This is a genomic window from Ktedonosporobacter rubrisoli (assembly GCF_004208415.1).
Classification (GTDB): Bacteria; Chloroflexota; Ktedonobacteria; order Ktedonobacterales; family Ktedonobacteraceae; genus Ktedonosporobacter; species Ktedonosporobacter rubrisoli.
Genome location: NZ_CP035758.1, coordinates 6667888 through 6687819 on the forward strand (window position 1 = coordinate 6667888; position 19932 = coordinate 6687819).

General features: G+C 54.0%; 16 protein-coding genes and 1 pseudogene. 13 read left to right on the forward strand and 4 right to left on the reverse strand.

The window, feature by feature from the left end; translation table 11 throughout:
* Nucleotides 1-366 precede the first annotated feature (366 nt).
* The 4 genes from EPA93_RS29020 to EPA93_RS29035 all read left to right on the forward strand — a co-directional run bounded on the left by EPA93_RS29020 (nucleotide 367) and on the right by EPA93_RS29035 (nucleotide 1987).
* Nucleotides 367-621 (forward strand): hypothetical protein, encoded by a 255-nt coding sequence (locus EPA93_RS29020; protein ID WP_129890870.1) that lies wholly within the window; start codon nucleotides 367-369, stop codon nucleotides 619-621.
* The gene (locus tag EPA93_RS29025; protein WP_129890871.1) at nucleotides 618-851 is read left to right on the forward strand and encodes a hypothetical protein; all 234 of its coding nucleotides are present in this window, start codon (nucleotides 618-620) and stop codon (nucleotides 849-851) included. Before EPA93_RS29020 ends, EPA93_RS29025 begins: the two co-directional genes overlap by 4 nt.
* A 250-nt stretch (nucleotides 852-1101) precedes the next feature.
* Nucleotides 1102-1842, forward strand: coding sequence for a hypothetical protein (locus EPA93_RS29030; RefSeq protein ID WP_129890872.1), 741 nt, complete (start codon nucleotides 1102-1104; stop codon nucleotides 1840-1842).
* Nucleotides 1802-1987: a hypothetical protein gene (locus tag EPA93_RS29035; RefSeq protein ID WP_129890873.1), complete on the forward strand. Its 186-nt coding sequence runs from the start codon at nucleotides 1802-1804 to the stop codon at nucleotides 1985-1987. The genes EPA93_RS29030 and EPA93_RS29035 overlap by 41 nt, the downstream gene beginning before the upstream one ends.
* A gap of 121 nt (nucleotides 1988-2108) precedes the next feature.
* On the opposite strand, the gene EPA93_RS29040 is transcribed toward EPA93_RS29035, so the two are convergent.
* Nucleotides 2109-2909 (reverse strand): MmyB family transcriptional regulator, encoded by an 801-nt coding sequence (locus tag EPA93_RS29040; RefSeq protein ID WP_129890874.1) that lies wholly within the window; start codon nucleotides 2907-2909, stop codon nucleotides 2109-2111.
* A 217-nt stretch (nucleotides 2910-3126) separates the two neighbouring features.
* Here EPA93_RS29040 and EPA93_RS29045 point away from each other — a divergent pair, with 217 nt between their 5' ends.
* The 4 genes from EPA93_RS29045 (at nucleotide 3127) to EPA93_RS29060 (ending at nucleotide 10497) form a co-directional block, all read left to right on the forward strand.
* The gene (locus EPA93_RS29045) at nucleotides 3127-4905 is read left to right on the forward strand and encodes a long-chain-fatty-acid--CoA ligase (protein ID WP_129890875.1); all 1779 of its coding nucleotides are present in this window, start codon (nucleotides 3127-3129) and stop codon (nucleotides 4903-4905) included.
* A gap of 39 nt (nucleotides 4906-4944) precedes the next feature.
* Nucleotides 4945-6729 carry an acyl-CoA dehydrogenase family protein gene (locus tag EPA93_RS29050; RefSeq protein WP_129890876.1) on the forward strand — a complete coding sequence of 595 codons (1785 nt, stop codon included), beginning with the start codon at nucleotides 4945-4947 and terminating at the stop codon, nucleotides 6727-6729.
* 167 nt (nucleotides 6730-6896) lie between these two features.
* Nucleotides 6897-8093 carry a thiolase family protein gene (locus EPA93_RS29055; protein WP_129890877.1) on the forward strand — a complete coding sequence of 399 codons (1197 nt, stop codon included), beginning with the start codon at nucleotides 6897-6899 and terminating at the stop codon, nucleotides 8091-8093.
* 1 nt (nucleotide 8094) lies between these two features.
* On the forward strand, nucleotides 8095-10497 hold the full coding sequence (locus tag EPA93_RS29060) for a 3-hydroxyacyl-CoA dehydrogenase/enoyl-CoA hydratase family protein (protein WP_129890878.1): 2403 nt from the start codon (nucleotides 8095-8097) through the stop codon (nucleotides 10495-10497).
* Nucleotides 10498-10589: 92 nt separating this feature from the next.
* Here the strand turns inward: EPA93_RS29060 and EPA93_RS29065 are convergent, their stop codons facing one another.
* Nucleotides 10590-11705 (reverse strand): ABC transporter ATP-binding protein, encoded by a 1116-nt coding sequence (locus EPA93_RS29065; protein ID WP_129890879.1) that lies wholly within the window; start codon nucleotides 11703-11705, stop codon nucleotides 10590-10592.
* Between the two features lie 461 nt (nucleotides 11706-12166).
* Here EPA93_RS29065 and EPA93_RS29070 point away from each other — a divergent pair, with 461 nt between their 5' ends.
* Both EPA93_RS29070 and EPA93_RS29075 read left to right on the forward strand, forming a co-directional pair.
* Nucleotides 12167-13513 carry a WD40 repeat domain-containing protein gene (locus EPA93_RS29070; RefSeq protein ID WP_129890880.1) on the forward strand — a complete coding sequence of 449 codons (1347 nt, stop codon included), beginning with the start codon at nucleotides 12167-12169 and terminating at the stop codon, nucleotides 13511-13513.
* A 141-nt stretch (nucleotides 13514-13654) separates the two neighbouring features.
* Nucleotides 13655-13900, forward strand: a pseudogene (locus EPA93_RS29075) (transposase); the annotation flags it as partial.
* Nucleotides 13901-13952: 52 nt separating this feature from the next.
* Here the strand turns inward: EPA93_RS29075 and EPA93_RS29080 are convergent.
* Complete coding sequence (locus EPA93_RS29080) at nucleotides 13953-14483, reverse strand: cupin domain-containing protein (RefSeq protein ID WP_129890882.1); 531 nt, start codon at nucleotides 14481-14483, stop codon at nucleotides 13953-13955.
* A 530-nt stretch (nucleotides 14484-15013) separates the two neighbouring features.
* On the opposite strand from EPA93_RS29080, the gene EPA93_RS29085 reads away from it, so the two are divergent.
* Nucleotides 15014-15244, forward strand: a complete 231-nt coding sequence (locus tag EPA93_RS29085; protein WP_242527163.1) for a hypothetical protein — start codon at nucleotides 15014-15016, stop codon at nucleotides 15242-15244.
* A 520-nt stretch (nucleotides 15245-15764) separates the two neighbouring features.
* On the opposite strand, the gene EPA93_RS29090 is transcribed toward EPA93_RS29085, so the two are convergent.
* Complete coding sequence (locus tag EPA93_RS29090) at nucleotides 15765-16694, reverse strand: methyltransferase domain-containing protein (protein ID WP_165423467.1); 930 nt, start codon at nucleotides 16692-16694, stop codon at nucleotides 15765-15767.
* Nucleotides 16695-17632: 938 nt separating this feature from the next.
* On the opposite strand from EPA93_RS29090, the gene EPA93_RS29095 reads away from it, so the two are divergent.
* Both EPA93_RS29095 and EPA93_RS29100 read left to right on the forward strand, forming a co-directional pair.
* Nucleotides 17633-18862: a GAF domain-containing protein gene (locus EPA93_RS29095; RefSeq protein WP_129890885.1), complete on the forward strand. Its 1230-nt coding sequence runs from the start codon at nucleotides 17633-17635 to the stop codon at nucleotides 18860-18862.
* Nucleotides 18863-18916: 54 nt separating this feature from the next.
* Nucleotides 18917-19765 carry a hypothetical protein gene (locus EPA93_RS29100; RefSeq protein WP_129890886.1) on the forward strand — a complete coding sequence of 283 codons (849 nt, stop codon included), beginning with the start codon at nucleotides 18917-18919 and terminating at the stop codon, nucleotides 19763-19765.
* Nucleotides 19766-19932 lie beyond the last annotated feature (167 nt).

The window sequence follows — 19932 nt, forward strand, 5'->3', positions numbered from 1 at the left end:
ATCTCATCTAGCACGCTGTAACAGGCGTGCTTTTTTCATGCCCTTTTCCCTCTCTATGTCTACTCTTGTTCTAACTTGCCGTGTAAGCATGCTGTAATTCACAAGGACAAAGAGAAAAGTCATTTAATTGTTCTATTATGTTCTGGGATGTTTCCCTGTTTGACGCTACACTGACTCATGGTTCTTATGAGTGCGGCTGTCCACCCGCTCATAGGAAACCGCGAAGCGGCGGAGCCTGTGTCAGTTCCTCGCCGCTTCGTTGGCAGTAACCTGGGAGCAAGAAGCGGTACATGTGTCTCCATCCATCCTTGGCGCTCCCAGGCTGCTCTTCTCTAGCCGGTATAGCGCTCAAGGAGGTATCCATTTATGAGTCAAGAGCACAATTGCAGCGAAGTCGCGGCCTTGCGTAAGGCCATTGAAGATGAATATCTCGCCGCCCGGCGTGGCCTCTATGGTCTGGCCCAATACGCCCAGCACGATTTCATTCAGGCGCGCATGCAGGGCGTGGGCCGGCACTATGAAGAGCTCAGCCGTCTGCTCGGCGAAGAGCGGGCCATCGATCTGGTCATCGAGGTCAACGATGAGCTTATTCCTCCGCAGACCGGGCAAAACCAACCATGAACAGGCGCACGTTTTACCAGATCTTTCAGTGGCAACATGTTTCCTTGCTTATGCTGGCGCGCGAAAGCAACCGCCATCCCTATCTTATCTGGGATATGCTTTTGGGCCATCCCATGCGCAAGCTTGACGCCGTGATCATCCTCGCTACCTTCAATGAGATGGCCAGCACGCATTACGAGCTTGGCGCGCTCAGTATCATATATCAAGAGAATGAGGCGCAGCATGGGTAGAGGAAGCAGGCCAAAACAGTATAGCGTCATTATCAAAAGTAAGTCAGCACGCAGCGTCATTTGCACAACACTCTCAAAAGAGGAGGCATGCGCTACATTTCTCGCCGCGGCGCAAGACCTGGCGTATACAGATAGTGAGATTACCATCAAGTATGGGCGCCAGGTACGCGCAACAATTTGGCCTAAACGGGAGGTAGTGAAATCCCTTGATCAAATCAGAGGAATGACATAGTGAAAGGTGGAGGTGGTTATGTATTTTGCCATAGACATTGACGGCACGATTGCCTGGCGCGATACGCCAACGGTTGCCAGGTTATGCAATGAACGGTTACAGCTTGGCATTGCGCCGGAGCGCCTGGCAGATCCCGAGCTGCTCTACACTGATTTCTTGCAATTCGCAGAGGTTCAGGCCTATCGAGAGAGCGTGAGCCCGGAGCAATTTCGCGGCGAATTTGGTTGGATCGATCTTGACCCGCAAGCTCTGCTAGCCAAGCGCACAATGAATGGGGCTATTCCAGCTATAGAGCGCCTTGCTTCCCTGGGAAGCGTCGCCTACTATACCGCGCGCTACAGCCCACGCTGGCCCGAGAAGAGCGAAGCTATGGCACAGGCTACCCGGCAATGGCTCAAAAATTGCGGCTTTCCCGGCGCCGATCAGGTGGTCTTTTGCGATGGCCCAGCCGATAAGCTGCACAGGCTCGCCGCACTTATCGAGGAAGAGCCGCAACAAGTTGTTTTCATCGATGATCTCTATGAGAAGATCGTCAAAGCGTTTTTGAAGTTATCAGAGCAACAAATTGCGCTTACCAGGGATTACCTTACCCTCGTGGCGTTCGAGCCGGAGGCACTCCCGGAGCAGAGTCACGGCCTGCGCATTGTGGAGCTGCAATCCTGGCGCCATATAGATAAACTAACTGAACTTTTAGACAAGCCAAGAAAGGATGCTTGCTATGACAATGACACAGTTCAAATCATGGATTCTCGGCGATAAGGACAAGGACAAGGACAAAGATGATGATAAAAAGGATGATCCCTGGAGGATGCCCAGCACGCCGCCGATCCCTGATACGCCAGAACCGAAGGAGAACCCCTGGGAACTCCCTAATACGCCCGATCCATTCAAACCAGGCTGGTAAATTTTGACTAAATTAGAGCTTCATTCAAAATACACGACCTTCCTTGAAGTGCGTTATCCTTAGCGCTAAGGACGAGGCATAGCTTGCAATTGCGGCTGTGCCTCTCTGGCTGGCATGCCTCTTAAGGGCGGGGCTGTCGCTGCCAGCCGTACTCGCGATAGATGCTCAAGGTTTGCTGATCGCCGGGCACATAGCTTACCATCGAATAGGCCGAGATGCCCGTAAAGATCGTGGTAGCCGTACGCAACGTAAGGTGTCCCAGTTTGCGATGCTGTATCTGGAAGGTAAAGGACGGCGAAGGTTTTTTGGGATAGGTAGCGGCCGCGATACGGCGAAAATCCGGCAGTTCACGCAACTGCTTGATCAAGGTCTTATATTCGGGCAAATGCGTAATTGTGCGCGTATCATATTGAAAGTCGGTCACCAGGCGGCGGGCAAGATTCTCCCAGCCATGGAAGCGCGAGCGCAGCGCAGGATCAAAGACAAGCTCCAACAGATGTAATTGCTCGCGCGAAGTAATTTCTTCTCGAATGTCGAAGAGGATGCTCACGGCCTCATTCCACGAATGGAAGTACCACAATTTGGTGAGCGAGTGCGCAGGATAGAGCGTGTTATGCACCAGCAAGCGCGCAAGTTCACCCAGATCCAGCAAAGTGCTTTCCAGCGGCTCGCTGACAAACTGACCTGTCAGAGCAGTATAGGCGCGATAAAGTTGCTCCCTTTCCTCTGTGGACAAATCCAGGGCCAGGGCGATATTGCGTACCACATGGGGGGAAGGATTCATGCGCTGGCCCGTCTCAAGATGATAGACATAGGTGCGCGAGAGACGCGTTGCCTGCGCCAGCTGACCTTGCGATAAACCGCGCCTCTGCCTGAAATAGGCAACGAGTCGCGAAAAATCAGTAATATCATCAATATTCATCTCACATCCTCTTGCCCCTGTAATCAGATATATTACAAAAATCTCGTTAGCTACCAGCTTATTATGCCGCAAAACTTGTTAGCTGGCAACATTTCTATCTGCCTGGTTCTACCATATAATTAAAGAAGATGATGGGCTGTTGTTGCTTGTAGGGCGACAAAGTAGTCGTCCCTGATACCTGCGCCAGGGTATCGTGTAGAGAGGAGCTACTTGCTGAATGTCTGACTCATCGCTGACCAACAACACGCAAACGGAGAACATATCCGCGCAAGCCACCACGGGAGCTGCAGAGCTTTCCACGGAGCGCCCGTGGTTACGTCACTATGAACAGGGAGTCCCTGCCCAGATAGAGATCCCGGATCATCCGCTCACCTGGCTGCTTGATAACACGGCAAGCCGTTATCCAGGCAAAACCGCATGCATTTATTACGGTCATAAAATCACCTATGCTCAGCTCTCTAGCCTGGCCAATCGTTTCGCCGCAGCGTTACAGCGCCTTGGCGTTAAGCAAGGAGATCGCGTTGCCCTGGCACTCCCCAACATTCCTCAGTTTCCCATCGCCTTCTATGGCATTCTGCGCGCAGGGGCGATAGTCGTGCAGACCAACCCGCTGTACACCCAGAAAGAGCTGCTGCATCAGCTCAGCGACTCAGGGGCGCGCATCATTATAATGCTCGACACCTTTTATCCCATCGTGCGCGAGATTCGCAAAACCCTCAGCCTCGATCACGTCATCATCACCAATCCGGCAGATTTCCTGCCGCCCTTACTCCATGTGCTCTATCCCCTGACCCAGCGCAATAACAAGATCCCTGAGCCGGCTCTGAGCGAAAAAGAGCTTCACGAAGACCCGCTACTACACCGGATGCAAACGCTGCTAGAAACGCACATCGATGGCAACATTGAGCTATTCAACCTGCCAGCCGCCAGGAGCGATGACATAGCTGTACTGCAGTACACCGGCGGCACAACGGGAGTCTCCAAAGGGGTCATGCTCACCCATCGGAATTTGCTCGCCAACACCCTGCAAGTCCGTGCCTGGCTTCCCAAAATTCGCGAAGGTGAAGAGACCATCCTATGCGTGGCGCCCTTTTTCCACGCGTATGGCCTGACCGTTGGCATGAACTCAGCCATCATCATGGCCGCAGCCATGCTTCTGCTGCCACGCTTCAAAGCCGATGACGTCATCAAGGCCATCAGGCGCTATCGCCCTACCCTCTTCCCTGGCATACCAACCATGTATATCGCCCTTATGCGCAAGGTTGGCAAGCGAACGCAGGACCTTAACTCAATCAAATACTGTATCAGTGGCGCTGCCCCGCTTCCCGAGCAGGTGCAAAAAGAATTTGAAGCCATGACCGGTGCCCGGCTCGTCGAAGGCTACGGTCTGAGCGAAGCCTCCCCGGTAACGCATGCCAATCCGCTCACCGATGAATGCCGCAACGGCAGTATTGGCCTACCTTTTCCCGGTGTCGAGGCCATGATCATGAACAGAGAGACAGGTCAGCCAGTGCGCGCCGGCGAAGTTGGTGAGATTATGGTCAAAGGCCCCAATATTATGCAAGGTTACTGGAATCGTGAAGCGGAGACAAAGGCCATTTTTCACAACGGCTGGATGCATACCGGCGACGTAGGCAAGATGGACGAAGAAGGCTACTTCTATGTTATCGAGCGCGCCAAAGATCTCATTATCGCCGGCGGTTTTAATATCTACCCGCGCGAAGTTGAAGAGGTATTGTTTAAGCATCCCGCCATCCTGGAAGCTGCCGCAGTTGGCGTAGCCGATGAGTATCGCGGCGAAACTGTCGCCGCCTTTATTGTACTCAAGCCGGGCCACGAGCCCACAGAACAGATCAAGCAAGAGATAGTAAGCTTCTGCAAACAGGAACTGGCGGCCTATAAAGTTCCCAAGATCCTGGAGTTCCGCGAGAGTTTACCCAAAACACTGGTAGGAAAGGTCTTACGCAGAGAGTTGAAGGTAACCAAGCAGGCATAAAAATAAGCGCTTACCGTAAGCAAAGGAGAACCAAAACGCATGTCAACGACGATTAAACCCACCGAAACGGGCACAGCATTTCTCACAGCCACGGCGGCCGAGAGTGCCGATAAGATATTCAGCCTGGAGCAGCGCGACGAAGAGCAGCGCTGGATTCAGGAATCGGCAGCAACATTTATCGAGCGCGAAGTCCTACCCAAGCTGGAAGCCATTGAGCATCAGGAGCCTGGCGTCATGCCAGGACTTGTCAAGCAGGCCGGCGAACAAGGCTTGCTCAGCATTGAAGTCCCTGAGCAGTATGGCGGCTCGGAACTTGGCTTGCTTACAGCAGCCCTGGTCGGCTCAGTCTTGCGCGAGGCTTCGTTCAGTGTTGCTTACGGTGGCCACACAACTATTGGCACACTACCCATCGTCTATTATGGCACTGAAGAGCAAAAGCAGAAATATCTGCCCAAGTTGGCGAGCGGCGAATGGATCTCGGCCTATGCCCTGACCGAGCCTGGTGCGGGCTCGGACGCCATGCACATCAGCACACGGGCCGAGCTCTCGCCCGATGGCAAACACTACATCCTCAACGGCACCAAGCAATGGATCTCCAATGCAGGCTTTGCCGATATCATGGTAGCCTTTGCACGCATCGGCGATAATAAGCCCTCAGCCTTCATCGTCGAAGCCAACTGGCCAGGAGTCTCGACAGGAACCGAAGAGCGCAAGATGGGCATCAAGGGCTCCTCAACGCGCCAGGTCTACTTTGAGAACGCGCATGTGCCCGTCGAAAACTTGCTTGGCGAGATTCACAAAGGCTACAAGATCGCCTTTAACATCCTCAACATCGGGCGCCTCAAGCTGGGCGCAGGCGCGGCAGGCGGCGCACGCACGGCTCTGGGCTATGCCGCCGCATACACCACTGAGCGCAAGGCCTTTGGTAAGTTCTTGCACGAATTCGGCATGATCCAGAAGAAGCTCGCCCGCATGGCAGCTGAGACCTACGCCGCCGAGAGCGAGGTCTTTAGAACCGCCGCCAATATTGCACGGGCGCAGAGCACGGCTGGGCACGACACCACAACTATCTTTAAGGCCGTCGAAGACTACGCTATCGAGGCCTCTATCGCCAAAGTGCATGGCAGCGAAGTGCTTGCCTACGTCGTAGACGAGGGTGTGCAGATCTTTGGCGGTTATGGCTTTATGCAAGAATATCCTATCGAGAAGTCCTACCGCGACGCGCGCATCCAGCGTATCTTTGAGGGCACCAACGAGATCAACCGCCTGGTAGCTTCCGGTACGCTCTTCCGCCGCGTCCTCTCCGGCAAGCTCGACCTTATGGCAAAATATCCCGAGATCGAAGCGCGCGTCAAAGCCGGCCAGGGCGTCGATAGGGCCGGCGAAGAGGTTCCAGCCGATCTGCGGACTGCTGTCAATGCAGTCGAGCGCGCCAAGGACGCCACGCTTTATTCGGCCATGCGCGTGGCCATGAAGTATATGCAGGGCATCGAGAATGAGCAGGAGTTCATCGACTATCTTGCCAACCTGCTCATCGAGCTCTATGCCTCCGATAGCGCCTTAGCCAGAGCCATTCAGGCCGTGCGGCGCGGCGACGAAAACAGCGCAGTTCATGTCAGATTAGCCCAGCTGGCAACCTGGCTCTCCTTCTCGCGCATTCGCACCAATCTAGAGCAAATGATCATGTCCTACACCGACGAGGGCAAAGTAGAGAAAGAGCTTGCCCGCGTACGCACATATGTCGGGGACTATCTCCTCAACGGCGTTAGCCTGCAGCGCGAGCTAGCGGCCATTGTCGTCGAGAAGCAGGGCTATCCGCTTTAAGCCGGTCGGAGCGCGTCGGGCCGCAGGCTGGTCGAAGAGAGCATAAGCGGTCGCAGTAATCTTAACTTATTACGACCAGCCATGCTCCATGTTTGAGCCATAGGAACATGGCTGGCTTCTCTTCGTCCTGCGCCTGGCCCTTATCAGAGATTGCAAGGAGTTTACTCATGGCCGAAGCCGTTATTGTCAGTGCAGTACGCACACCCATCGGGCGCGCAAATAAAGGCGTCCTCAAAGATGTGCGCCCCGATGATCTAGCCGCCTTAACCATAAAAGCTGCTGTCGAGCGCGTGCCTGGCCTGGATCGCTCGTTGATCGAAGATGTTATTCTGGGCTGCGCTTTTCCCGAGGGCGAGCAAGGCATGAACCTGGCTCGCATCGTTGGTGCCCTGGCCGGTCTGCCCGAAACCGCCGGCGGCGTCACCGTCAATCGTTTCTGTGCCTCAAGCCTGCAAGCCTTCAATATGGCCGCCCAGAGCATTATGCTGGACCAGGGCGAGGTCATCGTGGCCGGCGGTGTCGAGAACATGTCGCGCGTGCCCATGGGCGGCTTTAACCCTAGCTTTAATCCGCGCCTGGTCAAACCCCAGGAAGGCGAAAAAATCAGCTCAGCCTATCCGCCCTGCGAGCTGGAATACGGCTATGCCAGCTATATGCCCATGGGCATTACCGCCGAAAACCTGGCGCGCAAGTATGAGATCAGCCGCGCGGAACAAGACGCCTTCGCCCTGCGCAGCCATCAGCGCGCCATCGCCGCTAGCGATCAAGGCATCTTTCAGCGCGAAATCGTGCCAGTGCCCCTGCCGGACGGAGGCCTTATGGAGCGCGACGAGGGGCCACGCCGCGATACCTCGCTGGAGAAGCTGGCCAGCCTCGAACCTGCCTTTATCAAGGGCGGCACCGTCACCGCTGGCAACTCAAGTCCGCTTAACGATGGCGCGGCCGCCGTGGTGTTAATGGCTGCCGAGCGCGCCCGCGATCTCGGCATTACGCCGCTGGCCAGAGTGCGCGCCATGGCCGTGGCCGGCGTACGACCCGACATAATGGGTATTGGTCCCGTGCCTGCAGTGCGCAAACTGCTGCAACGCTCAGGATTACAGCTTAGCGACATCGATATTATCGAGCTTAACGAAGCCTTTGCCGTCCAGAATCTTGCAGTGATCAGAGAGCTGGGCCTCAACCAGGAAAAGCTTAACCCTCACGGCGGAGCCATTGCTCTGGGCCATCCTCTGGGCTGTAGCGGCGCGCGCCTGATCGCCACCCTGCTCAACGATCTGCAGACTGCAGATAAAACTCTAGGCATTGCTACCCTCTGCGTCGGCGGCGGCCAGGGCGTGGCAACCCTTATCGAGAGGATGGCATAGTATGTCCGCAGCAAAGCCATATCAAATCCGTAAAGCTGCTGTGCTGGGCGCCGGCGTCATGGGTGCGGCCATTGCTGCCCACCTGGCCAATGTTGGCATCCCCTGCCTGCTGCTCGATATCGTACCGCCGGGCGAGACAAAAGAGCGCAATATCCTGGCCCGCAGCGGCCTGGAGAAGGCCCTTAAGGCCAAACCGGCGGCCTTCTATAGCCAGCGCGGAGCCCGCCTGGTTTCCATCGGCAATATCGAGGATGATCTTGAGCAGCTCAGGGGCGTCGACTGGATCATCGAGGCAGTCGTTGAACGCCTTGACATCAAGCAGGCCCTCTACAGCAAACTTGAGAGCGTATTGAAGCCAGGCACTCTGATCAGTTCCAATACCTCAGGCCTGCCCGCGCACTTACTTGTTGAGGGACGCAGTGAACAATTTCGCCACAACTTCCTGATCACGCACTTCTTCAATCCCGTGCGCTATATGCGCTTGCTCGAACTGGTGCCCAACGCCGAGACCGATCCGGCCGCCATCGCCTACATGCAGCAATTTGGCAGCGAGATCCTGGACAAAGGCGTCGTGCTGTGCAAGGACACACCAAACTTTATCGCCAACCGTATCGGCATCCACGGCTTTATGTCAGCCATCCAGCACGCCCTGAGCGAAGGTTATAGCGTAAGCGAAGTTGACGCCATCCTGGGTTCCAGCATGGGCCGGCCCAAATCCGCCATCTTCCGCACCGCCGACCTCTCAGGCCTTGACACCCTGCTCCACGTCGCCGACAACCTCTACCAGAACGCGCCACAGGATGAGCAGCGCGAGCTCTTCCGCGTCCCGGAAGTCCTGCGCGAAATGGTCAGGCGCAACCTGCTCGGCGAGAAAACCGGTCAGGGATTTTATAAGCGCATCAAGCATCCCGGCGCCGAATCTACCATCCTGGCCCTGAACCTGCAAACGCTAGAGTACGAGCCGCAGCCCAAGGTACGCTTTGACTCCATTGGAGCCGCGCGCACCATCGAAGATCCGGCCCAGCGCATGCTCAAAGTCCTGGATGGTGAAGACCGCGCCAGTATCCTGGCCGGCGAGACCACAGCAGATTCCTTGATTTATGCCGCCCGGCGCGCTGAAGAGATTGCCGAGAGCATCGTGGCGATCGACGAAGCCATGCGCTGGGGCTTCAACTTCGAGCTTGGCAGCTTCGAAGTCTGGGACGCCCTTTTGCAGCAACCCGCAATTCTACAGAAAGTCTTCAAGGATCGCGAGCTACCCGCACTGGTGCAGCGCGTGCAGAGCGCGGGTCAGGATACCTTCTATATTACGCGGGAGGGACAGCGCCAGTACTTCGACTTCAAGACCGGGATCTATCAGCCAGTCCCCAAGCCAGCCGGCAACGTCTCGCTCTCAGCGGCCCGCAGTAGCAATAAAGTCGTCAGGGATAATGGCTCAGCAGCCCTTATCGATCTGGGAGACGGCATAGGCTGCGTCGAGTTCCACACAAAAATGAACTCCATCGATGAAGGCATTATCGAGATGCTGCGCTACGCCGTCGAGGAGGGACAGAAGCAGTTTCGCGCCCTCGTCATCGGCAACGAAGCCGCCGACTTCTCAGCTGGTGCCAATCTCCTGCTCATCCTTATGGGCGCCAGGCAGGGCGAATGGAAGATGCTTGATGACGCCATTAACGGCTTGCAGCAGGCCAACCTCTTGCTCAAATATAGCCCGATCCCCATCGTGGCCGCTCCTGCCGGGCGCGTGCTGGGCGGAGGCTGTGAAATCGTCCTGCACTGTAGCCACACCCGTGCCTATGCCGAGACCTATATGGGGCAGGTCGAGGTAGGCGTTGGCCTGGTTCCGGCGGGAGGCGGCTGCAAAGAGCTCTTGCTGCGCTACGGCGCGGATCTAGAAACCCAGCAGGCCCGAAAAACTGGCGGCACATTTACCCCGGCACGCCGAGCCTTTGAGATCATCGCCCTGGCCAGCGTCTCTACCAGCGCTCGCGAGGCCCAGGAACTGCGCTTCCTGCGCAAAACCGATACCATCACCGTCAATCGCGATGTCTTGCTAAGGGACGCCAAGGCCGATGCCCTCAAGCTAGCCGAAGCCCGGGCCGCCGGCCAATGGCAGCCAGCCCAGGCCAAATTGCTCCTGCTACCCGGCCCGGGCGCCCGCCTCGTTCTGGAGCAGCAGGTAGACAATATGCAGCTGGCCGGCAAGATCAGTGAGCACGATGCCCTCGTTGGACGCCATCTAGCCCGCGTCCTGACTGGCGGCGAATGTTCACCCATCGTCCCAGTAAGCGAGCAACAGGTCCTCGACCTGGAGCGCGAAGCCTTTCTCAGCCTGTGCGGCACAGAAAAGACGCAAGAGCGCATCCAGGCTATCCTCATGACCGGCAAGCCCTTGCGCAACTGAGTTGCGGCCAATTAGCATGTGATAGGCAAATGCCAAGCAATAAAAAGAGCCAGCTGCAATGCGGCCGGCTCTCTTCGTGCATAGAATTGGGATTAAAAGATAGCATTACCGCCGTCATCCTCATCGAAGAGGTGAATGTGATCGCTATCCACGTAGAGCTGGACCTTATTGCCAACCGAGACGCGGGAGCGCGGATCGAGCGTGGCAACCGCGTTCTGGCCGCCGGTCATGAAGTAGACCTGAAGCTCGTTACCAAGATTCTCAACCACATCCACAGTAGCCTCAATAGATGAGCGCGCTACCCCGTCAGCCCTCACCAGCGTTGCATCTTCCAGGTGAACCGGGCGAATGCCAAAGGTCAGATTACCTTTACCGGCCACGGCTCTGGCCTTCTCCACATACTTCTCAGGCACAATCACCTGGCCAATGCCGTCGAGAGCAATCTTTGTCTCGCCGTCATTGTTCACCACCTTAGCATTCTTGAAGAAGTTCATCGAAGGTGTGCCGATGAAACCGGCCACAAAGAGGTTAGCGGGATGATCATAGAGCTCCTGGGGAGCGCCAAGCTGCTGAATCAGACCACCATTGAGAACAGCGATACGGTCACCCATCGTCATGGCCTCAACCTGGTCGTGAGTCACATAAATAACCGTCGTCTTAATGCGCTGATGGAGCTTGATAATATTGGCACGCGTCTCTACGCGCAGCTTTGCATCAAGGTTAGAAAGAGGCTCGTCCATCAGGAAGACCTTCGCCTCACGCACGATAGCACGGCCAAGGGCCACGCGCTGACGCTGACCACCTGATAATTCCTTTGGCTTTCGCTTGAGCAAAGCCTCAAGGCCAAGGGAAGCCGCAGCATCTTCTACACGCTTCTTAATTTCTGCTTTGGGGAAGTGGCGTAATTTCAAACCAAAGGCCATGTTATCGAAGACAGTCATGTGGGGATAGAGTGCATAGTTCTGGAAGACCATGGCGATATCGCGATCTTTCGGGTCAACGCCGTTGACCATTTTGTCGCCGATCCAGATTTCGCCCTCGCTGGGCTCTTCAAGTCCCGCCACCATACGCAAGCAGGTACTCTTACCACAGCCGGAAGGGCCAACCAACACCATGAATTCCTGGTCCTTAATATCAAAGCTGATATCGTGGACCACCTCTACTTTGCCGAAACGCTTGTAAACGTGCTCGAATTGGACACGTGCCATGAAGGACTACTCCTTTCGCCTCTTTGTAACAGGTTCATCCCCGTTACCCTTCAATGTTTCAGAGAAGCTATCGCTTGGTGCCGAGTTGCAACTGACAAAAAACTCTGTCAGAGGGGAGCCAACACGGCTTCTTAACGCCAGGCCAAAACTACTCAACCCTTGAGTGCTAAAGCAGCCTGCGTTAAAGAGAAGTATAACACATCCTTCAAGAAAAGTGTAAGAGTTCCGAGGCCATTCAAGAAATTTGTGCTAGCTTGCTTTGAACAGAAACGCTTTAAGGCAGCAGGCTCTTATGAACCCGGCAGCGCCAGAAGGGAGCTCACGAAGCGGCGCCAGGCCCTTGCAAGCTACCTGGCTATTATCAGGCACATCCTGGCCCATCATTGGTAAGATTTCAGTTTCACCACAACGTAATAAACATGTAATACCTGAAAATAGCTGAAGAAAGAGGACACCGAGAGATGTCGCCTCTTCCTATCTTTTGCCCTCGCTGTGGCTCCTCCAATGATCAAGGCGTGGAGTACTGCCATCAGTGCAAGCATTCGTTGCATTCTGAGACCAGCAAGTCTGCGGAGATGCCACCCCTGCTCCAGCCTGGGGCCGCGCAGTCTTCTGCGAGGGACAAGCCGGGTCAACCGTCACCCACACAAAGGGTACATCGGCTTTCACGCAGGATCGCTTTGTGGGGAATCGCCGGGGGAACAATGGCGCTGTCAGGGTTGGCAGTGACAGGATATCTGCTGCAGCAAAGCCGGCTCGATCCGCATATTCTCGCCTTCGCTGCAGATACCCATGTTGCCTCCTGGTCACCTGATGGCACACGTGTGGCTTCGGTCAGCTGGGCGGATGGCGAAACCCCTGACCCTCTCTCCAATCTCCAATCGGGCAATGTTGTTGTGCAAGTCTGGAATGCGGCTACGGGAAAGCATCTGCTGACCTGTAGGCTAGAGCATGCAGGAACCAGCGTGGCTCCAGTAGGAGTGGTCTGGTCCGCCAGTGGAAAACAACTTGTAGCTTTTGTACAACACTATGGGCAAGGAACTCCTGGAAGTCGTATAGTTGACCTGGTACAGGTCTGGGATGCAGCTACCGGGCAACGCTTGCGCACTCTTCCAGTCACGCCCCCCGTCACACTCACTGAACAGGGCTATTGGCCCCCTGACCAACTTGAGGTAGATGCCTGGGCCTTGAATGCAGGCTATCTGGCAATGGTGAAAAAGAGATGGGATAGTGCATTTGGAAAAGGCTACCAGGATATCGAGATCTGGGACATAGTAGCAGGTCGCAAGGTTTCCACACTGGACCCTGGGAATCAAATAGTTCAGAACCTGGTATGGGCACCAGAGAGCAGAAAGTTGGCTGTATCGGGAAGCAAGCTGTGCCAGCTCTGGGATGCACCTGCAGGAAAGAAGCTCCACGTCTTCCCAACACATCCTATAGTAGCCTGGTCACTTGATGAAAGGTCTCTGGCAGTGGGGAACACAATCTATGATGTGCAGACAGGCCGCAGGATAACCGACTATAGAGTGGCAGGTCGCTTGATAGGGCAGGCCTGGTCCCCAGACGGGAAGCGTTTAGCCGCAAGCTTCTTTAGTGCAAAAACGCGTCCTTATGGACCTGTATATGGCACTATTTCTCTCATAGATGCATCTAGTGGGAGACAGCTGGCTCAATATGATGAAGGACAAATTGACCCAACTGCTGAACCAATAGTATTCGTCGACGCGGGAGGAAAAATGGCCTGGTCACCGAACGGAAAGGATATTCTTGTGGTGAGAAGAGAGATAAATATCTGGAGGATCGGATAGAGAGAAGCTTTGCCGATACCGGCGGAGCTGAGCATCCAGGTCATCTCGCACGTGCTTTTGCCGTCTCATGCAAGTAGGGTTGTGCGAGCTCAACTTGCAGATCGCGCAAAACTCAGGTACCGAAAGCGCAAAAACCTCGTGCATCACCTTCAAGGTGACCAGCTTGACGCCTGGATCGCCAAGGTCACTGCCAGCCAAATCAAAGACCTACAGCGTTTCGCTAAAGGCCTGCAGCGAGACAAAGCTGCCGTCCTGGTTGGATTCACCTGCTCTTACAACAATGGACAGACGGAAGGCCAGGTGACGCGCATCAAGCTCATCAAGAGGATGATGGACGGTCGGGCGGGATTTGCGCTGTTGCGCCAACATGTCCTGCATGCTCTGTAGTTGAAGCAACACGCTTCAAAGGGTGTTCGACGAGGGCGTGCGTCACGATGCTTTAAGGGAACTCAGGCAGTTCTGCACTAATGGAGACAACGATAGCCACACAAGGCACAGTGGTTCGGTTATTCCAATGGTGGTTGGCACCACGGCACACCACCGTATCACCTGCCTTGAGCAAAATCTCATCCTTGTCCGTAAGCAACCACACCTCTCCCTCCAGGATGACACAGTAATCGAGCGTCTTCGTCTTATGCATCCCTGGATGCTTTTGCGGATTCTCGAAGCTGGCTTCCACTCCTGACTTTCTCGCACTTGCCTTCATGTCTTCGAGGATGCCCATCTCACTTTCTGGTGGAAACATGGCGAAGACAAAGGTGGTCCCCCCCGGACCCGGCAAAGGCTGGAATGGCCCGAGAGCTGGATCATCATTGCCAGTATTCTTGATCGGCATCTCCTGGGTGGCCCAAAGCAAGCCAACCGCTCCCGTTTTGCCTAGCTTCATACCGACAGGAGCGTCGTTATCAAACTGAGTGTAGGATTGTCCATCTGCTCCAGTTCCTATGACGCAACGCCGTATCTGGCTCATGCGCATCGTTCTCCTCTCGTAGAGCACTCGTTTTGTCGTTTGGGGGACTCAGAGTGTGATCTTGTTCCTGCTATACGATATATCACTAGCTTAGAGCGATATATCGTATTTGTCAAGATACAGAGGAGAGACATTCTTTTCTCAAGTCGTGTGTTCGCATGGGGAATGAAATCCGTTCAGAAGTATCAAGCGACCAGGCAGCACCATTTTCGCTGAAGAGCCAAAACCTTGGATACCATCTTCAGCGTTAACATCCTTCAATGGCTTCAAGCAACTCCATACATTCAAAGGATCAATGTTAATACATTGAGGCAACGATGTAAAAATTACATGAAAAGGGCTAATAATGAGAAAATAGGCATAGAATCACTGGACAAGATCATACATCTTCATGCATACTAGTAATGTGTATTGTATATGTTGTTGCTACAAACGATACACATTGTATTTACAAACCAAATGATTCTGTTATTATCTGACGAAAATCTCGTTGAACCCTCTTCGGTGTGGGGTAGGAAGGAATAAAAATCATGCTAGGAGCACACGAACAGCGCAGCGAAGTCGCTCGCCTCTTATCAGAGATCAGCGCCGAATATGAGGCAGCCCAGCGGGGCATGACGGGTTTGTCTTATGGCTCATCGCGGCATGAGTTTATCACCGCGCGTATGGAGAATATGGGCCAGTTGCATACGCAACTTCAAACTCTGGTAGGCGATGCCGCAATCGCCATGATTGCCGACCAGCTTACCAATTTTCGCTAAATCCAGGCCTGAGCAGACCTGACAAAAGATCGCTTCTAACAGGCGGTATCATAAGACAGAGCCGCTAGTGGTGAATAAATGTTAGCGCATTGTACGTGCGATAGCATATATTGTTTCTGCTGTTCCTGAACGGGTAACATCTTTTCGTGGTCGTCTCGGCCCTGACGAGGCGATGAGGCCCGAAAGAAACAAATAAATAGATAAACAAACACGGCCATGGGTTTCTCATACTCCTCTGGAGCAAGGTGTCATTCGCAAGATGGCAGCTGCAGCCTTGCTCCAGAAGGGTTGTATAGTGCGGCTAGCGCTTCCTGATATATTACCGGCGAACCTTAAACCCATGACAGCAGGCATTGTTGATAGAACTCCTTCAATACATCCCATTCCACACCGAAGCTGCTCAAAGGGGGCAGGAAGATAGAGCATGGCGCGCAAAATGGCGCTTTTCCTTTTGGAGAAGAAGAGAGGGCATGGATAAAGTTTATCCATGCCCCGCTGTGTGATGGATCAAGAGAAGAGCTTATTCTTGCACAGCCACTAAAACTTCCTCGGCCTCAGCCTGTGTGGCAAGCGAAAGCTTGAGGCAATCGCCAGCGTGAGAGTCATCCCAGACCCCAGTCACGATATATTCGGTCTCCTCGCTCACGAAAGACTCGCGCGCAAAAACATTATCATCCTCATTGAGGAAACAATGTAACCAATTTGTTTGGTCCTCGCGCGAAAGATAAGGCGCCCCTTCGCCCACAAACCATTCCGCGATGCCCTCTAGATACAGGCGATAATCGGGGGCCAGCGGATAGCGGCGCACAATGCGATAGGTTTTCACCTGAACATCCTTATAGCCCGCCGCGCGCAGATAGCCAGCAAGCTTGGAGCCCACCCAGCTATCCTCGAAGAGCAAGCCCTGTTCGGCCCGTTCTTTTTCCCAGAGCTCGCGAGCCCGAAAGACGCGCGCCTGGAGCGCGGGGTCCACATTATAGAAGCGCAACGTCCCCAGATCCATATCTTTGATAATCAAGCGTCCCCCGGGGGCCAGATAGGGACCCATAGCCGCAAACGTCGCCACAGGATCGAGAAGATACTGGCTTACATTAGCGCTAAAGATACTATCGGCCCGCCCATATGCAAGCGGCAGCTGTTCCAATGAGGCGCGCTTATACTGCACCTGATGGCGATACCAGGTATTGATGCTACGCTTCTTAGCCGTAACAAGGGCTTCGGCCGAAATGTCGACCCCAATAATACGGCCATCGGGCCCAATCGCCTCGGCGAGGAGAGGAGTCCATAAGCCGGGGCCACAACCGGCGTCAACTACCAGACCACCTTGCTTGAGGTGAAGATCGCGGATCATACACGCGCGTTCACCGGCTTTACTATGATGATGTGTTTCCAGCCATTCTATTGCATTAAGTGGGAGTCCGCACTCGTTGACATGTACTACATTATTCACAACCATACCATAAAACTACGCGGCGTGAGCATTTTCCTGGGCGGCAAACATGTAGCAAGAGCTACATAAGGTCATCCTGAATAGAGCTCATCAGGGCGACAGGAAGGCCGCGTACTCCTTTCTTGTAGAACATCCAGCACGAATCGCCAGGTATCAGGTAGGAAGGAAGTGGCTCTATCTTCTCTTCTCTTGTTGTTAGCCCGTGTGGGGAGGGAAGCCCATGAGCGGTTATGGCCAGAACGCCGAGCCGGGATAGAACACCGCAAGCATTGCACGGCCCAGAGCACTTTCAACAGTCCCACAGAAGCATCAATAGCCATCAGGTAAGATAAGCGGCAAATTGCCCGATACTAAGCGCATGTCAAGCGGCCCCAAAGGCCAGCTTCAAGTTCAGAGCTGCATTACCAACAGGGAAAGCAGGCAAGTAATGGTTTGCATGCGCATTAGCATATGATTCCTTCCACATAACTTATTAGAAATGAAGAGTATGGAGGATACTCCTCGTGACAGTTTTTATATTACATGTAGCAGTATAAAAAAGCAATAGATGTTTGACATTGTAGTACTTTCGTATAAACATTGTAACAAACAAAGACAGGCGTTCAAGCGTACTGAGCAAGCCCTATTGGTAAGATGAGTTTAAAAATGTTCGAGTAACTTGCACCAGTATATCCTTTTATAGCTGATTAATTTTTATAACTGTAGATTATCAAGCACTTCTTCCATCCTGACAGCTGCGCAGATACTGCATAATCAGCCCAGCACATGCGCTATAAATGATGAGTATGAAGTACATTCGTACAACCATAGCAGCTACTTCGTTCTCTAAAATACTTATAAATAGGTAATCTTAAAAGCCTTTTTGTATGGTATAATGTGTAAGAAAACGTCTTGTAGATGTTGCCTAAATCGACGCGAATTTAAGGAAGAAGAAGAAAATGGAGAATGGGCCCGAGACAGGTGAGCATCCCAAAAAGAGGCGCGGGCGCCCACCCGGCACATGGCGGACCTCATCCCCTTCTCGCTCAAAGCGTGGGAAGGAGGACAGGACGGAACAACAAACTGCCAACCTTAACAATTCTCAGTCCGCCAGGGATACAGGAGAGTTGACGGAGGAACGGCCTGCAGCGGCCAGGCAACACGAGCCTTTCAGCGGTCTCTTGCACAGCATTTTGCAGCAGGATCGCACAGAAATCGCTCGGGTGGCGCGCACATTAGACATTGCAGAGAATACCATCTATCGCTGGATGAATGGCACCTCTGCTCCCCGCATTCACCTGCTCAAAAAACTTCCTGATGTGCTCGTAGAGCAGCGTAGAGAACTCATTCAGGCCATAAACCAGGCCTTTCCTGGCACATTCGATACATTGGCCCTGGGTATTGGGGAGGTAGGTAAAGATATTTATTGTCACATACTTGAGCTTGTAGCAACCATTGAAGATGAAGATATCCGCTTCTGGCAGTGCGCGCAGACGCTCTTTGAGCACGCCTTGCAGTTGCTCGACGTTGAGCGGCACGGCATATCCATTACCTATGCCAGATTGATGCCGCCCTGGCCAGATGGCATTCATTCCCTGCGCGAATTTCACATGTTAGGCAGCGCACCCTGGCCGCATAACAGCGAAAGCCGTGGCTATCTGGGCAGTACAACGCTTGCCGCCGCCTCCATATCCTCTCAGCATCGGCAGACCTGGGATATCACAGATAAGGAAAACCGCCTACAGGTTGAAGTTGACGAACATGAGGAAAGCGCCTGCGCGGTTCCGGTCGTACGTGGCGGCCGCGTGGCCGGCGTGCTCATCATCTCTTGCGCCCATTCGGGCTTCTTCAAAGATGCCATGGCCTGTCGCGCTGTTGAAGAATATGCCCTGCTTCTGGCCACAGCATTACGAGACATTGACTTTCAGCCCTATGAACGTTTAAACTTAAGACCAATGCTTCCACTAAAATGGCAGCGCGAACGAATCAGGCAAACCTACAATCAAAATATTCTTATATATGCACGCGCACATGGAGTATCGCGCACCGAGGCCGAGAGCTATGTGCAGCATACATTTGAAGAGGAGTTTGAGCGTCGGGCTCCCGATATCGCCGGACAACGCAGAATAGCCGAAAAGTTGCCGGGCGCTGTCAAGCCATATAGCGCTACTTCATCAGGACAGGGCTAACACGGTATAATATGATTAGAGAATGCCAGGAAGGATATATAGTAACATAGATCCATGCAGTTTTCCGAGGAACCATCCGATGACTTACAGCAGCAAGCATCGCAGCCACTTTATGAATTCCCTGCCGATCCATCCACGCCGCAAGGTGTAGATGCTACGCAGAGCTCGGCACATCAAGAGGACAGCACACAAGGTGCTGGTTCAGAACAGAATGGGCGCACGCACAAGCCAGGAGCAAAGCAGCCCTCCGACGAGGATTTTCGTCGGGGACTGGCCTATCCGCCCCCGCCCTCGTTCTTTCAAAATATGCAGGTGCCGACAGAAGCTCCGCCCCTACCGGCCGCCCTTGAGACCAGAGCTCCGGTAGCGAGTGCCGATGCGTTTCGTTATGTCCCTCCTGGCTACGCCCCAGATGGTCAGCTACCGCCTTTTCAGCCCTCCGCACCCCCGCCCAGGAAGTCACGCAAGCGGGTCTGGATCATCTCGGTCGTCGTATCGGCTATCCTCCTGCTCAGTTGCAGTTTATGCGGCTGGGCTGCCTACAACCTTTTTGCTCCAGCATTTCGCCAGGTATCCGGCTCGGCCGACGTCATTGATAACTATTATTCGGCACTTCAAGAGAAGCAGTACGTCACAGCCTACACCTATCTGGCTCCTCAAAGCACGATTGCGGACCTGACCCAGGATAAGTTCCTGCAACAGGCCCAGGATCTTGACCAGCGCTATGGCGCGATAAGCAGCTATGAGCCAAAGCAAATCTCTTTTGCCGACCCGGATAGCACCAATCTCTCGCGTTTCACGATAACAGTAAACGTGAGCAGGCCAAAGCTGCAGTATACAGCCTTGCTTACCCTGCAGAAGATAAACGGCCATTGGAAGATTGTAGACTTCAATCGAATTTAGGGGCTGAGCGGTGGGTTAGCAGAAACAAATAACATAAGTCATTCCGAATATACTTGAGCAGGATTGCTGGGAACCTTTTTCTCTGACCAGGAGTGCGCCGGGATGTCCCACATCCCAGACCGGGCCCCATCTCCTTCGCTCAGATGTACCGCCGGAGGCTGCGTACA

Coding starts and splice junctions, on each gene's coding strand:
- EPA93_RS29080 (WP_129890882.1), bottom strand. CDS start 14,483: ATGAGCCAGATACGGCGTTGCGTCATAGGAACTGGAGCAGATGGACAA.
- EPA93_RS29055 (WP_129890877.1), top strand. CDS start 6,897: ATGGCCGAAGCCGTTATTGTCAGTGCAGTACGCACACCCATCGGGCGC.
- EPA93_RS29050 (WP_129890876.1), top strand. CDS start 4,945: ATGTCAACGACGATTAAACCCACCGAAACGGGCACAGCATTTCTCACA.
- EPA93_RS29030 (WP_129890872.1), top strand. CDS start 1,102: ATGTATTTTGCCATAGACATTGACGGCACGATTGCCTGGCGCGATACG.
- EPA93_RS29040 (WP_129890874.1), bottom strand. CDS start 2,909: ATGAATATTGATGATATTACTGATTTTTCGCGACTCGTTGCCTATTTC.
- EPA93_RS29070 (WP_129890880.1), top strand. CDS start 12,167: ATGTCGCCTCTTCCTATCTTTTGCCCTCGCTGTGGCTCCTCCAATGAT.
- EPA93_RS29085 (WP_242527163.1), top strand. CDS start 15,014: ATGCTAGGAGCACACGAACAGCGCAGCGAAGTCGCTCGCCTCTTATCA.
- EPA93_RS29035 (WP_129890873.1), top strand. CDS start 1,802: ATGACAATGACACAGTTCAAATCATGGATTCTCGGCGATAAGGACAAG.
- EPA93_RS29095 (WP_129890885.1), top strand. CDS start 17,633: ATGGAGAATGGGCCCGAGACAGGTGAGCATCCCAAAAAGAGGCGCGGG.
- EPA93_RS29025 (WP_129890871.1), top strand. CDS start 618: ATGAACAGGCGCACGTTTTACCAGATCTTTCAGTGGCAACATGTTTCC.
- EPA93_RS29065 (WP_129890879.1), bottom strand. CDS start 11,705: ATGGCACGTGTCCAATTCGAGCACGTTTACAAGCGTTTCGGCAAAGTA.
- EPA93_RS29100 (WP_129890886.1), top strand. CDS start 18,917: ATGCAGTTTTCCGAGGAACCATCCGATGACTTACAGCAGCAAGCATCG.
- EPA93_RS29060 (WP_129890878.1), top strand. CDS start 8,095: ATGTCCGCAGCAAAGCCATATCAAATCCGTAAAGCTGCTGTGCTGGGC.
- EPA93_RS29045 (WP_129890875.1), top strand. CDS start 3,127: ATGTCTGACTCATCGCTGACCAACAACACGCAAACGGAGAACATATCC.
- EPA93_RS29020 (WP_129890870.1), top strand. CDS start 367: ATGAGTCAAGAGCACAATTGCAGCGAAGTCGCGGCCTTGCGTAAGGCC.